General features: G+C 75.9%; 5 protein-coding genes. 4 read left to right on the top strand and 1 reads right to left on the bottom strand.

Annotation, left to right across the window (positions count from 1 at the left end; genetic code table 11):
- Positions 1-31 precede the first annotated feature (31 nt).
- From ACOBQB_RS35630 to ACOBQB_RS35645, 4 genes are all read left to right on the top strand, one after another.
- Positions 32-3673: an amino acid adenylation domain-containing protein gene (locus ACOBQB_RS35630; protein ID WP_423597835.1), complete on the top strand. Its 3642-nt coding sequence runs from the start codon at positions 32-34 to the stop codon at positions 3671-3673.
- Positions 3658-4779 carry a MupA/Atu3671 family FMN-dependent luciferase-like monooxygenase gene (locus tag ACOBQB_RS35635; RefSeq protein ID WP_423597837.1) on the top strand — a complete coding sequence of 374 codons (1122 nt, stop codon included), beginning with the start codon at positions 3658-3660 and terminating at the stop codon, positions 4777-4779. Before ACOBQB_RS35630 ends, ACOBQB_RS35635 begins: the two co-directional genes overlap by 16 nt.
- Positions 4780-5186: 407 nt before the next feature.
- Entirely contained in the window at positions 5187-9869 is a 4683-nt protein-coding gene (locus ACOBQB_RS35640; RefSeq protein WP_423597839.1) for an amino acid adenylation domain-containing protein, read from the top strand.
- Positions 9866-13888, top strand: coding sequence for an amino acid adenylation domain-containing protein (locus tag ACOBQB_RS35645; RefSeq protein ID WP_423597841.1), 4023 nt, complete (start codon positions 9866-9868; stop codon positions 13886-13888). Before ACOBQB_RS35640 ends, ACOBQB_RS35645 begins: the two co-directional genes overlap by 4 nt.
- On the opposite strand, the gene ACOBQB_RS35650 is transcribed toward ACOBQB_RS35645, so the two are convergent.
- Entirely contained in the window at positions 13851-14525 is a 675-nt protein-coding gene (locus tag ACOBQB_RS35650; RefSeq protein WP_423599030.1) for a hypothetical protein, read from the bottom strand. The two genes, ACOBQB_RS35645 and ACOBQB_RS35650, sit on opposite strands and share 38 nt — an antisense overlap.
- Between the last annotated feature and the right edge of the window lie 64 nt (positions 14526-14589).

Raw genomic sequence — 14589 nt, forward strand, 5'->3', positions numbered from 1 at the left:
TGTGGGTGATCACTGTGTGCATGACCTCTGTGTGCATGAGCTCTTTGAAGCGCAGGCGTCACGGACTCCCGGCGCGACGGCCATCGTGTACGAGGACGAACGGCTGACGTACGCCGAACTCGACGCCCGGGCCGCCCGGTTGGCGGGCCTCCTCGCGGCACGCGGAGTGCGCCGCGGCGACACCGTCGGCGTCTGCCTGGAGCGCTCCGCGGAGCTGGTCGTCGCGGTCCTCGGCACGCTCAAGGCCGGCGCCGGGTACGTGATGCTCGACCCCGGCTTCCCGGCCGGGCGGCTGCGCGGCATGGCGCGGGACGCGGGCATCGCGGCGGTACTCGCGCGTCGCGGGGCGGAACCGGCCCTGCGACCGGAACCGGAAGCTTCGCGGTCCGGGGCCGCGCCGGCGGTGGTGTACGTCGAGGACGCCGCGCACGCACGCCCGTTGACGCGCGGCGCGGTGCGGGTGGCGCCGGACGACGTGGCCTGCGTGATGTTCACCTCCGGGTCGACGGGGCGGCCGAAAGGCGTCGTGGCCCCGCACCGCGCCGTCACCGAGACGCTGACCGGCCAGGACTTCGCCTCCTTCGGGCCGGGCGCGGTGTGGCTCCAGTGCGCGCCCGTGTCGTGGGACGCGTTCGCTCTGGAGCTGTGGGGGCCGCTGCTGGGCGGCGGGACGTGCGTACTGCACCCGGGGCGGCGCCCCGACCCGGTCGTGATCGCGCGGCTCGTCGCCGCGCACGGGGTCACGTCCATGTATCTGTCCGGGTCCCTGTTCAACGTGATCGTCGACGAGTACCCGCGCGCGCTCACCGGGCTGCGCGAACTGATCGTCGGCGGCGAGGCCTTGTCGCCCCCGCACGTGGCCCGCGCCCTGGAGCGCGAGCCGGGCCTGTGGCTCAGCAACGGCTACGGCCCCGTCGAGTGCATGGTCTTCCTCACCGTCCACCGCGTCACTCCGGAGGACGTACGCGACGGCCGTCCGGTACCGATCGGCCGTCCGCTGGCGGGCAAACGGCTGTACGTCCTCGATGACCGCCTGCGGCCGGTCGCGGACGGAGTCACCGGCGAGCTGTACGCCGCCGGGGCGGGCGTCGCCCGCGGCTACTGCGAGGCGGCGCTGACGGCGGAGCGGTTCGTGGCGGGGCGTGGTGAGAGTGGCGCGCGCCTGTACCGCACCGGCGACCTGGCGCTCCGGCGCCCCGACGGCACCTTCGAGTACCGCGGCCGGGCCGACGACCAGGTGAAGATCCGCGGCTTCCGCGTGGAGCCGGGCGAGGTCGAGGCGGCCCTGACCCGCCACCCCGGGGTCGACCGCGCCGCGGTGATCGCCACCCGCGCGGAACCGGACGGGGAGCCGGACGCGGAGCCGGACGGGGAGCGCCGGCTCGTCGCGTACGTGGTTCCGGGCGTGCGGGCCGCCCGGAACGACCAGGCCTCCCGGGCCGAACCGCCCCTCTCCGCAGCCGACTTGCGGGCCCACGCCCAGCGTGAACTCGCCGACTTCCTGGTGCCCGCCGCCTTCGTGCTGCTGGACGCGCTCCCTCTGACGGCCGGCGGGAAACTGGACCGGGCCGCGCTGCCGGCACCGGTACCCGTACCGCGGGGTGCGGTCGGCTCGCGAGGGGCGGCCGATGCCTCGCGCGGGGAGACGGTGCGCGCGCTGTGCGGGCTGTTCGCCGACGTCCTCGGGGTCTCCTCGGTCGGCGCGGACGACGACTTCTTCGCCCTGGGCGGCCACTCGCTGCTGGCCTCACGCCTGCTCGGCCGTGTGCGCGCCGGGCTGGGCGCCGAACTCGACCTGCGGACGCTCTTCGCGGCGGCCACCCCGGCACGCCTGGCACCGCACGTGGACGAGGCCGCCAAGACCCTCCTACCGCCGGAGCCTTCGCCGTACGCGGGTACCTGCCCGCTCCCCGTCCCGCACGCCCAGCACCGCCTGTGGTTCCTCGACCGGCTCGGCGCCGGTGTCGCGTACAACCTGCCCATGCTGGTGCGGCTGCGCGGCACGGTCGACGCGGACGCGCTCGCCGACGCCCTCGGCGACGTCGTCACCCGGCACGAGGTGCTCCGTACCGTCTTCGACGAGGTGGACGGCTGCCCCGTGCGGCGCGTGCTGGACGGGGCCGCCGCCCGGCCGCCGTTCCGTCATACCGCTGTGGCAGAAGGCGTGTTGGCGGACGCCGTCGAGGCCGCCGCCCGGCACCGCTTCGAGCTGAGCCGTGAACTGCCGGTGCGCGGCACGCTGTTCAGCGTCCGCGAGCGGCCCGACGAGCACGCTCTGCTCGTCCTGGTCCACCACATCGCCGGGGACGGCTGGTCCCTCGCCCCGCTCTTCCGTGACCTGTCACGCGCCTACGCCGCGAGGGCCGGGGCGGCGGACAGGCGGGAAGCGGCGCTGCCGCCCCTCCCCGTCACCTACGCCGAGCACGCCGGCCGCCACGCGGCACGCCTCGGCTCGCCCGCCGACCCCGCCTCGCTCGCCGCACGCCAACTCGCCTACTGGAGAGGGGCCCTGCGCGGAGTCGCCCCCGAGGGGCCGCTGCTGCCCCGCCGCCCCGGCCGGCCCGCCGTACCGGGGCCCGCCGCCGCGACCGTGGTACGCCGCCTCGACGCGGCGGCCCACGCCCGCCTCGTCGATGCCGCCCGCGCCGAGGGGGCCACCCTCTTCATGGCCCTGCACGCCGCGCTCGCCGCCGCCCTCACGCGGGCGGGCGCGGGGGAGGACCTCGTGATCGGCGCGCCCGTGGCCGGGCGCGCCGGGGACGGCAGCGTCGAGGACGCCGTCGGGTTCTTCGTGAACATGCTCGTCCTGTGCACCGACGTGTCCGGCGACCCGAGCGCCCGGCAGCTGCTCGCCCGGGTCCGTGAGAGCGACCTCGGCGCCTTCGCCCACCAGGATGTGCCGTTCGAGCAGGTGGTGGGCGAGCTGAACCCGCCGCGCGCGCGAGGACGGCAGCCCTTCACCGATGTCGTGCTCGCCCTGCAGAACAACACGCGCGCAGAGGTGGACCTGCCCGGCGCCGGCACCGGCGTCGAAGTGGTGCGCACCGGTGAGGCCCGCTTCGAACTGCTCGTCGACGTCACCGAGGCGACCGGGCCCGGGCCCGGCGGCACCCCCGAGGGCCTGACGCTCACCTTCGAGTACCGCGCGGACTCCCTGGAGGAACGCTTCGTGACGTGGCTCGCGGACGCGCTGCCCCACGCCTTGGAGAGGGCGGCCACGGCACCGGACACGCCGCTGTCCGCGCTCCTCCCCGCCGGGCCGCCGCGCCGCGCCGACGACAGCGACCGGGTGACCGCCTCGGCCCCGCTCCCGGCCCCGCTCCCGTCGGCACACCCCGTCGACCCTCTGGAGCGGGAGATCGCCGCCGTCTGGAGCGACGTCCTCGCCGTGCCGGAGATCGGACGGGACGACGACTTCTTCGCCCTCGGCGGCAATTCGCTGCGCGCGGTGCGGGTCGCCGCCCGCCTCACCACCGACGCCAGGACCGTGACGGCCGCGCAGCTCTTCGCCGCCCCCACCGTCGCCGCCCTCGCCGCCGATGTGGCCCGGGCGCCCGTCACCACCGCCCCCGGCCCCGTCCCCATCCCGAGGCGGCCGCGCGTACCTCGCGCGCAGGTTTCGCAGAGCCGCCTCGGCGGAGAACAGGAGGAGAGGCCATGGACCTCAGCGTGATGTTCTTCGGCGCGGACAGCGGTTCGGGCCATGGTTCGGGCCATGGTTCGGGCAGTGGTGCGGACAGCGGTCCGGGCGGTGGTTCCGGTACCGCCACGTCGCACGCGCAGACCTACGACGACATCCTCACCGTCGCCCGCACCGCCGACCGCCTCGGTTTCCACGCCGTCTGGACCCCCGAGCGCCACTTCCAGCAGGTCGGCCAGGTCTTCCCCAGCCCACCCGTGCTCAGCGCGGCCCTCGCCGTCGCCACCGAGCGCATCAAGATCCGCGCGGGCAGCGTCGTCCTGCCCCTGCACCACCCGCTGAAGGTCGCCGAGGACTGGGCGGTCGTCGACAACCTCTCGCACGGCCGGGCCGGCCTCTCCGTCGCCACCGGCTGGCACTCCACCGACTTCACCCTCGCCCCCGGCCACTACGAGGACCGCAGGCGGCGCACCCTCGAAGCCGTGCCGGAACTGCGGCGGCTGTGGGCGGGCGAGGCCACCGCCTACCCGGACGGCACCGGGCAGCCCGTCACCGTCGTCCCGCAACCGCGTCCCGTACAGCGGGAACTGCCGCTGTGGATCACCACGTCCGGCAACCCCGAGACCTGGGAGACCGCCGGACGGCTGCGCGCCGGAGTGCTCGGCGCGACCGTCGGCCAGAGCAGGGACGAACTGGCCGACAAGATCGCCCGTTACCGCAGGGCCTGCGCCGCCGCCCCCGACCAGGCGGGCACCGACGCGCACGGCCGCGTGACGCTGATGGCGCACACCTACGTCGGCGCGGACGACGCCGAGGTGCGGCGCCTGGCCGCCGCGCCCCTCAAGGCGTACGTCGGCTCGTATCTGCGCCAGACCGCCACCAACCGCGCGGCGGGAGCACGGGAGGCGACCGCCGAGCTGACCGGCGAACAGACCGCGATGCTGGCCGAGTTCGCCTTCCGGCGCTATCTGAACTGGGGCAGCCTGCTCGGCTCGCCCGGCACCTGCGCCAAGATGCTCGCCGACCTGCGCGACCTGGGCTGCGACGAGGTGGCCTGCTTCATCGACTTCGGCATCGGACGGGACGAGGTACTCGCGGGGCTGCACCGCCTCGCCGAGCTGAGAGAGGCCGCACTGTGACCCCGAACCAGCCCTCTGGGGCCCCGCTTTCCGTGTCCGCGGACCAGCCTCCCAGGGCTCCGTTTCCCACTCCCGCGGACCGGACTGCGACGCCCGCGGACCGGACTTCGGCACTCCCGAAGCAGCCTTCGCCGCCCCCGAACCAGCCTTCGGCACTCCCGAAGCAGCCTTCGGCACTCCCTAAGCAGACTTCACCGCCCCCGAAGCAGCCTTCGGCACCCCCGGGTCAGCCTTCACCGCCCCCGAAGCAGCCTTCGGCACCCCCGGGTCAGCCTTCGCCGCGCCCGGGTCAGCCTTCGGCACCCCCGAACCAGCCTTCGCCGCGCCCGGGTCAGCCTTCGGCACCCCCGCAGCCGTCCCCCGCCGACCGCTTCAGCGCGCTCAGCAGCGGGCAGCGGGTGCGCCTGATGCGCCGCCTCGTCGAAGCCGGCCGCGCCCGGGAGATCCCCGCGGTCGTGCCGCCTCGCGACGCCGACGGCAGCGTGCCGCTCAGCCCCGCCCAGCGGGACCTGTGGGTGTACGAGTCGCTGTATCCCGGCACCCCGGCCCTCAACCTCTGCTGCGCCTACCACTTCGACGCGGCGCTGGGCCCGGTCGACCCCGCCCACCTGGAGGCCGCGCTCACCCTCGTCCAGCGCCATCACGACATCCTGCGCACCCGGATCTCCGGCACGGCGGACGACCCGCGCGTCGACTTCCCCGACGAGGGCCCCTTCGCCCTGGAGCGCGAGGACCTCCGCGGCACGGGCACCACCATCGAACAGGCCTTCCGCGCCTTCCGCCGCCGCCCCTTCGACCTCACCGCCGACCGGCTGATCCGGGGCCGCTTCGTCCGCGTCGACGACACCCGTACGACGCTGATGCTGAGCCTGCACCACATCATCACCGACTGGTGGTCCTTCGACGTCCTCCAGAGCGAGTTCGCCGAGGCGTACCGCGCCGTGCGCGAGGGCACCGAGCCGAAGCTCACCCGCCCCGTGATCCAGTACGCCGACTTCGCCTCCTGGCAGGGCGAGCTGGAAGCCGCCGGGGTCTTCGACGACCGCCTCGGCTTCTGGCGCCGCTACCTCGCCGACCCGCCGGGCCCACTCACGGTGCCGGGCCACGGCAACCCCGAAGCGGGCGGTGACGACGGCATCGTCCAGATCCGCTTCCGCGTCGACGCGGACACCACCCGGGCCGTCCGCGCGCTGGCCCGCGAGCGCGGCGCCTCCGTGTACGTCGTCCTCATGACGGCCTTCGCGGTCCTCGCGCACCGCGTCACCGGCGCCGACGACCTGGTGCTCGGCACCCCGGTCGCCAACCGCTCCGCCAAGGGCCTGGAACAGGTCATCGGCTACGTGATGAACGCCGTGCCGACCCGCTGGCGCATCGCCGACGGCGACTCCTTCGCCGACGTCCTCGCCCGCTTCGGCGCCGACTTCCCCGCCCTCATGGCGGGCGCCGACCTGCCGGTGGGCCGCATCGTCTCGGCCGCCGCGCCCGAACGCAGCGCGGGCCGCTCCCCGCTCTTCCAGTGGGTGTTCATGCACCTGACGGAGCAGCCGAGCGTCTCGGCCGTACGGGAGTTCGCCGAGCCCGAGCGCATCCACACCGGCGGCGAACACGACCTGGTGGGCGTCGTGCGGGACAGCGGCGACGGCATGGACGGCAGCTTCGAGATCCGTACCGACCTGTTCTCCCCGGAGGCGGTGACCCGCTGGGCGGACAGCTATCTGACCCTGCTCCGCCACGTCACCGCCGACCCGGCCGCGCCCCTGCGGGACCTCGACGTACTGCCCGGCGCCGAACGCCGTCGCCTGCTCGCCCTGGCGCGCGGACCGGCCGCCCCAGCGCCCGAGTCCCTGCCGGACATGGTCGCCCGGCACGCCGCCCGCACCCCCGACGCCCCCGCCGTCGAAGCCGAGGGGCTACACCTCTCGTACGCCCAACTGGCCGATCGGGTCGCCCGGTTGGCGGGCCTCCTCGTCCGCCGCGGCGCGGGGCCCGAGCGGACCGTCGCCCTCGCTCTCGGGCGCGGCGCGGCCCTCCCGGTGGCGGCGCTGGCCGTACAGCGGGCCGGGGCGGCGTACCTGCCGGTCGACCCCGACTACCCGGCCGAGCGCGTCCGCCGCGTGCTCGACGACGCGGCGCCCGTGCTCCTCGTCACCGACGCGCGCACGGCCGCCGCGGGGGTGCTGCCGCCGACGGATGTGCCCCGCCTCGTCCTGCCCGACAACGAGTACGGCGGCGCGTACGACGACGAGTACGACGACGCGTACGCGGGCGAGCCCCTGGCCCCCGCGCCCCTCGACCCGCCGCACGCCGCCTACGTCATCCACACCTCCGGCTCCACCGGCACCCCCAAGGGCGTCGTCGTCACCCACGCCGGGGTCGCCGCGCTCACCCGCGGCCTCGTCGACCGCTTCGCGCTGGACGCCGGCGCGCGGGTCCTCCAGCTCGGTTCCCCGGCGTTCGACATCTCCGTCGCCGAGATGTGCATGGCCTTCGGCCCCGGCGCCACCCTCGTCGTGCCGCCGCCGGGCCCCCTCGCGGGGGACGCCCTCGGCACGGTCCTCGCCGAGCGGCGGATCTCCTGCGCCATGGTGCCGCCGTCCGTCCTCGCGACCGTGCCCGAGGGGCCCTACCCGGCGCTGCGCGCGCTCGCCGTCGGCGCCGAGGCCTGCCCGCCCGGCCTCGTGGCCCGCTGGGCCGTCGCCGGGCGCCGCGTCCACAACGCGTACGGGCCCACCGAGGCCACCGTCGCCGCCACCCTGTCCGGTCCTCTGAGGGGCGACGGCACCGCCCCGCCCCTCGGCACGCCGGTCCCGGGCACCGCCGCCCACGTCCTCGACGCACGGCTGCGGCCCGTGCCCACCGGGGTCGCCGGCGAGCTGTACCTCTCCTCGGCGGGCCTGGCCCGCGGCTACCTGAACCGGCCGGGCGCCACCGCCGAACGCTTCGTCGCCGACCCGTACGGCCCGCCCGGCTCCCGCATGTACCGCACGGGCGACCTGGCGTACCGCGATGACGACGGCACTCTCCACTACCTGGGCCGCACCGACGACCAGATCACGCTGCGCGGTCTGCGCATCGAACCCGGCGAGATCGCCGAGGCCCTCACCCGGCACCCCTCGGTGGCGCGGGCCGCCGCGGTCGTACGCGCGGACGCCGACGGCCGCCCCCAGCTGACCGGCTACGCCGTGCCCGCCCCCGGCCACACCCTCGACCCGACCGCCCTCCTCGCCCACGCCGCCACCCTGCTGCCCGCGCACATGGTGCCGTCGGACGTCGTAGAACTGCCCGAACTGCCCCTGACCCGCAGCGGGAAGCTCGACCGGGCCGCCCTGCCCGCACCCCGCGCTGCCGCTGTGACGCGGGCCCCCGCCTCCGCCCGCGAGAAGGAGCTGTGCGGCCTCTTCGCGCGGATTCTCGGCGTCGGCGAGGTGGGCGCCGACGCCGACTTCTTCCGGCTCGGCGGCGACAGCATCATGGCCATCCAGCTCGCGGGCCAGGCCTCGGCGGCAGGCCTCGTCCTCGCCCCACGCGACGTGTTCACCCTGCGTACGCCCGCACAGCTGGCCGTCCACGCGCGGTCCTCGGACGGCGGCGGCCCGGATGAATCGGACACCGGCGTCGGCCGCTTCCCGCTCACGCCCGTGATGCGGTGGTGGCGCGAACAGGGCGGCGATGGCGGCGATCCGTGGGCGTTCACGCAATCGATGGCGTTTCCCGTGCCGCCCGGCACGGCCCGGGAGCGGATCGAGGCCGCCGTGCGCGGACTCACGCGACGGCACGGCGCGCTCCGGATGCGGCTGCTGGCAACGGGCGCCGAGATGGAGGTCGCCGAGGAGGTGCCGCCGGGCGTCGGCGTCGAGCACGTGGAGGTGGCCGACGAGGCCGAAGCGCGCACGAGGGCAAGGAAGTTGGCGGCCGGCATCCGCCTCGCCCCGGAGGACGGCGAGATGCTGCGGGCCATCTGGCTCGACGCCGGGCCGCGGCGGCGCGGGCTGCTGCTCCTGACCCTGCACCACCTGGCCGTCGACGGCGTCTCGTGGCGGGTCATCGGCCCTGAAGTGGCGGCCGCGCTCAGCGGTGACCTCGGCGGCGGCCCCTCCGACGCGACACCCGCCCCGGCGACCTCCTTCCACCGCTGGGCCGGGCTGCTCGCCGAGGAGGCCGTGCGCCCCGAACGCGCGGCGGAGGCGACGTGGTGGCACAGCCGTCTGGCGGCGGCGGACGAGGCGCGGTTCGCCGCGGGCCGGGGCGCGAGTTCCCGTCGGGCCGCCCTCACCGTCGAGCTGCCCGCGGACCTCACCGCGGCCGCGCTCGCCACGCTGCCCGCCGCGTTCAACTGCGGTCCCGACGCGGTACTCCTCACCGCGTTGGCCTCGGCGGCCGTACGCCACCGGGGCACCGGAACCGGCCTGCTCGTGCACCTCGAAGGGCACGGCAGGGAAGCGCTGTCGGCGCCGGCGGACGTGTCGCGGACGGTCGGCTGGTTCACGACGCAGTACCCGGTGCTGCTGGACGTGGCCGTACCCGGCGTCGACGCGGTGCCGTCCGGTGTCGGTGGGACGGGGCAGGGCGCGGCCGTCGAGGTGCTCAAGGCGGTGAAGGAGCAGCTGCGGTCCGTGCCCGACGGCGGCATCGGCTGGGGCCTCCTGCGCCATCTCAACCCGGACACCGCCCCGGCCCTCGCCGGACTCCCCGTCCCCGACGTGCGGTTCAACTACCTCGGCCGGCTCACCGCCCAGGACGCGGCGGGCGGCGAACTGCTCGACGCGGCCTCCCACGCCGTACCGCTCGGCCACGCGGTGGAGATCGACGCCGTCGCCCTGGAGGGCCCCGACGGCGGGCTGCGCCTCGAAGCGACGTTCTCGTACGCCGACGGGGTCCTCGCGGAGGGCGAGGTGCGGGAGCTGGCACGGCTGTGGCGCGAGGCCATCGCCGTACTCGTGCGGGAGACGGAGGAGGGCGGCCCGGTCGGCGCCACGCCGTCGGACTTCCCGCTGGTGGGACTTTCGGCAGAGCAACTCGCGATGCTGGAGGGCGACCTGGGCGGCCTCGATCTCTCCGGGTCGGCGACGGAACCGGAGGGTGGCCGGTGAGCGGGCGTATCGCCGACGTCCTGCCGCTCACGCCGGTCCAGGAGGGGCTGCTCTTCCACGCCGTGCGGGACCGCGAGGGCCCCGACCCGTATCTCGTCCAGGCCCGCTTCCACATCGGCTCCGGGCTCCCCGCCGAGACGGTACGGGGCGCCCTCGCCGCGCTCATGGACCGGCACCCGAACCTGCGCGCCTGCTTCCGGTACGAACGCCTGGACCGCCCCGTGCAGGTGATCCCGCACGCGGTCGCGCTGCCGTGGCAGGAGGCCGATCTGACCGGGCGCACGGCGCCCGAAGTGGACGCGGGGGCAGAGGAGTTGCTCGCAAAGGACCGCACGCGCCGCTTCGACCTGGCGCGCCCACCCGTCATCCGCGCCCTGTTCCTGCGGCACGACACCGGAAGCGAACTCGTCCTCACCTTTCACCACATCCTGCTCGACGGCTGGTCCGTGCCGATCCTGGAGCGGGACCTCGCGGCACTGGCCACCGGCAGGCCGCTGCCGCCCGCCGTGCCCTACCGGCAGTACGCGCTGTGGCTGAGCCGCCAGGACCGGGGCCTCGCGGAGGCGGCCTGGGGCGAGGCGCTCGCGGGCCTGGAGCGGCCGGCACCGCTCGTGCCCGCGGCGCCCACGAGTGGCCAAGGGGTGCCGGACACCGCGCGGCTGTACCTCACCGCCGAGCTGACGGCCGCCCTCTCGCGGCGTGCCGCCGAGGCGGGCGTCACCCTCAACACCGTCACGCAGGCCGCCTGGGCCCTGGTGCTCGCCCGGATGACCGGCGGCCGGGACCTGGTCTTCGGGGGCGTCGTCGCGGGCCGTCCGCACGACCTGCCCGGGGCAGCGGAGATGGTGGGCCTGTTCATCAACACCCTGCCGGTACGGGTGCGGCTCCGCGCCGGCGAGACGGTCGGCGACCTGCTCACCCGCCTCCAGGACGAGCAGTGGCGCCTGGCGCCCCACCATCACGTGCGGCTCGCGGACGTGCGGCGCATGGCGGGGGCGGCCGCGTCCGGCCCCGGAGAACTCTTCGACTCGGTCCTCGCGTTCGAGAACTTCCCGCGCGGGTCGCGGGAGCCGGGTGACGACGGCCCGGAGACCGTGCGCGTCCTGGACGTACGCGATGCCACGCACTACCCCGTGACGCTCGCCGCCGTCGCGGGGGAGCGGATGCTCCTGTCGGTGGGCTGCCGGCACGGCCTGGACGCGGCGGCTGTCGCGGCACGCGTCGTACGGGCCTTCGAGCAGCTGGCGGGGGACTTCGCGACGCCGGGGGACCCCGCGACGCCAGGGGACCTCGCGACGCCGGTGGACCGGATCGACGTACTCCCTGAGGTGGAGCACCGCCGGCTGCTGGCGCGGTCCGCGGGAGCCCCGGCGGCGCCACCGTCCGGCTCCGCCACCGTGACCGGGCGGTTCGCCGCGCAGGCGGCCCGTACGCCGGACGCGCCCGCCGTCGAGAGCGGCGACGACGTCCTCACGTACGCCGGCCTCGCCGCGGAATCGGACCGCCTGGCGCGCCGCCTCGCCGCCGCGGGTGTGACCCCCGGCGCGGTCGTCGGCCTGCTGCTGAGCCGGTCGCCGTGGCTGGTCGTGGCGCAGCTGGCGGTGCTCAAGGCGGGGGCGTGCTGGCTGCCGCTGGACCCGGCCCAGCCGGCGGAGCGGCTCGCGCGTCTGCTGGGCGGGGCGGCGGCGGGGCTGGTCCTGACGGAGGACGAGCCGCCGCCCGTGCCGCTGCCCGCCGGGGTGCGCGCCATGGCCGTGCGCGGCCGCGCGCCGGAGTCCGCGGAACCGGCCGCCGCGCCGCACCCCGAGGCCCCGGCGTGCGTCATGTACACCTCCGGGTCGAGCGGTGAGCCCAAGGCGGTCGTCGTCCCGCAGCGGGCCATCGTGGAACTGGCCGCCGACACGAGCTTCGACGGCGGGGACGGCCCGGGAGCGCACCAGCGCGTGCTGCTGCACAGCCCGCACACCTTCGACGCCGCCACCTACGAGGTATGGGTGCCGCTCCTGACCGGCGGCACGGTCGTGATCTGCCCCGACGAGCCCGTCACCCCCGGCCTCCTGGCGCGGGTGCTGCCCGAGCGGCGCGTGACGGCGCTGTGGCTCACGGCGGAGCTCTTCCGCACAGTCGCGGAGCTGGCCCCCGGGACGCTGCGCGGGCTGCGCGAGGTGTGGACCGGCGGCGACGTCGTGGACGGCGAAGCGGTGCGCCGCGTCAGGCGGCACTGTCCCGGCACGGTCGTCGTGAACGGCTACGGGCCCACCGAGGCGACGGTGTTCGCGACCGCCCACCGCGTCACCGGACCCGGTCCGAGCGGCCCGCCGCCCATCGGCCGCCCGCTGGACGGCACCCGCGTCCACCTCCTCGACGCCCGGCTGCGCCCGGTGCCGGACGGCTGCGCGGGAGAGGTGTACCTCGCGGGCGCCGGGCTCGCCCACGGTTACCTCGGGCGCCCCGCCGCCACCGCCGAACGCTTCGTGCCCGACCCGTACGGCGCTCCTGGCACCCGCATGTACCGCACCGGCGACCTGGCCCGCAGAACCCCCGAGGGCACCCTCGTCTTCGTGGGCCGCGCGGACGACCAGGTCAAGATCCGCGGCTTCCGGATCGAACCGGCGGAGGTGGAGGCGGCGCTGACGTCCTGCCCCGGCGTGACCCGCGCGGTGGTCGGCGCGAGGCCCGCGCCGGGCGGCGGCAAGCGGCTGGTGGCGTGGCTGGTGCTGGACGAGGAGCGAGGCCGCCCGGCCCCGAACCTGGCGGACGGCACCCCGGACCCTGCCCCCGACCCCGACCCGCTGGCGTGCGTCCGGACGGCCGCCGCCCGTGTCCTGCCCCCGCACCTGCTCCCCACCGCCTGGGTCCGCGTCGACGCCGTGCCGCTCACCCCGCACGGCAAGGCCGACCGCGCCGCGCTGCCCGAGCCCGAGGCGGCACCGGCGGCGGCACCGGCGGCGGTGCCGACGCGCGCGCCGCGCACCGCCCGCGAGAAGGAGCTGTGCGCGCTCTTCGGCGAGGTGCTCGGCGGTACGGAGGCCGGACCCGACACCGACTTCTTCGCGTCCGGCGGCCACTCGCTGAGCGCGCTGCGCCTGGCCGGGCGGATCGAAGAGGCCTGGGGCGTACGGGTCCCCGTGGCCACCCTCTTCGCGGCGCCGACGCCCGCGCGGCTCATCGCCCGCCTGGACACGGCTGAACCCGGCGGTTCCGTGGGCGGGGGTTCCCTACCCGGCGACTCCGTTCCCGGCGGTTCGGAGAGCCTGGCCCCGCTGCTCGCCCTGCGGACGGGCGGCGACCGCGCCCCCCTCTTCTGCGTGCACCCCGGGCTGGGCGTGAGCTGGGCGTACACCGCCCTGCTGCCCCACCTCGCCCCGGACCGCCCGGTCTACGCCCTCCAGACCCCGGCCCTCTCGGCAGTCGCGAACGACCCGGGCACCGCTCAACTCCCGCGCTCTGTAGCGGAGTTGGCGGAGCGATACCTGAACCACATCCGTACCGTTCGTCCGCACGGCCCCTACCTCCTCCTCGGCACGTCCTTCGGCGGCCCCGTGGCCCACGAGATGGCGGTGCGGCTGCGCGCGTCCGGCGAGGAGGTCGCGCTGCTCGCCGTGGTGGACGCCATGCCGAAGCCGCCCGAGGCCGTCCGCACCCCGCTCGCACCGGCCGTCGTCGAGACGGAGGCCCGGCGCATCCTCCGCGAGGACGGAGCCGCGCTGGACGGCATCGGCGAGCACCGCCTCGCCGCGCTCACCGAAGCGATCGCCAACCATGTGGTGATCGGCAGGAGTTGGGTGCCGTCTCCCTACGACGGCACCGTGACCCTCTTCGCGGCCACCCGCGACCCCGAGGCCATCCCCACAGGACAGAAGGCCGCGGCCTGGCGCCGCGCCGCCACGGCGGTCGACGTGCACGAACTGGCCTGCGCCCACGCCGAGGTGCTGCACGCGAACCCGGCCGCCCAGATCGCCGCGGCCCTGGAAGCCACCCTCACCGGCCGCCCCCAAGCCCCCCTCCAGGGAGAGTGACCCCAGTGGACGCACCCCAGCCGGCACACACAACACCCCCGGCGCACCCGCCACACCCGGCGCAGCCGACCGTCTCCGTGGCCGCGACCGGTTCCGAGACCTCGGCTGTCTCCGTGGCCGCGACCGGTTCCGAGACCTCGGCTGTCTCCGTGGCCGCGACCGGTTCCGAGACCTCGGCCGCCTCCGCGCCCTGGGTTGGTTCTGTGCCGTCGGTCGTCTCCAGGGCCTCGGCTGTATCCGTACCCCTGGCTGGTTCTGTGCCCTTGGCGGTCTCTGCGCCGTCAGCCGTCTCTGAGCCGTTGGTCGGGTTCGTGCCCCCGGTTGTCTCCAGGGCCTCGGTCGGCTCCGTGCCCTCGGCTGCCTCCAAGTCCTCGGCGGACTCCGCGCCCTCGTCTGGTTCTGCGTTCCCGGTGGCTGCCTCCAAGTCCTCGGCGGACTCCGCGCCCTCGACTGCTTCCGCGCCCCCGGTGGCTGCCTCTGAGCCCCCGACCACCTCGGCGGCATCACCCGCCCTGAGGGCCTCATCCGCCCTGGGGGCCTCATCCGCCCTGGCGGCCCCGCCGGTCCTGGCGACACCACCAGCCCCGGCGACACCACCGGCCCCGCCGACATCACCCACCCCGCCGGTATCACCCACCCCCGCACCCGCCGACGAGGAGTACGAGTTCCCCGTCTCCGACGCCCAGAGCCGCCTGCTCGTC

Origin of the sequence: Streptomyces sp. G5(2025), assembly GCF_049542075.1 — a bacterium.
GTDB lineage: Bacteria > Actinomycetota > Actinomycetes > Streptomycetales > Streptomycetaceae > Streptomyces.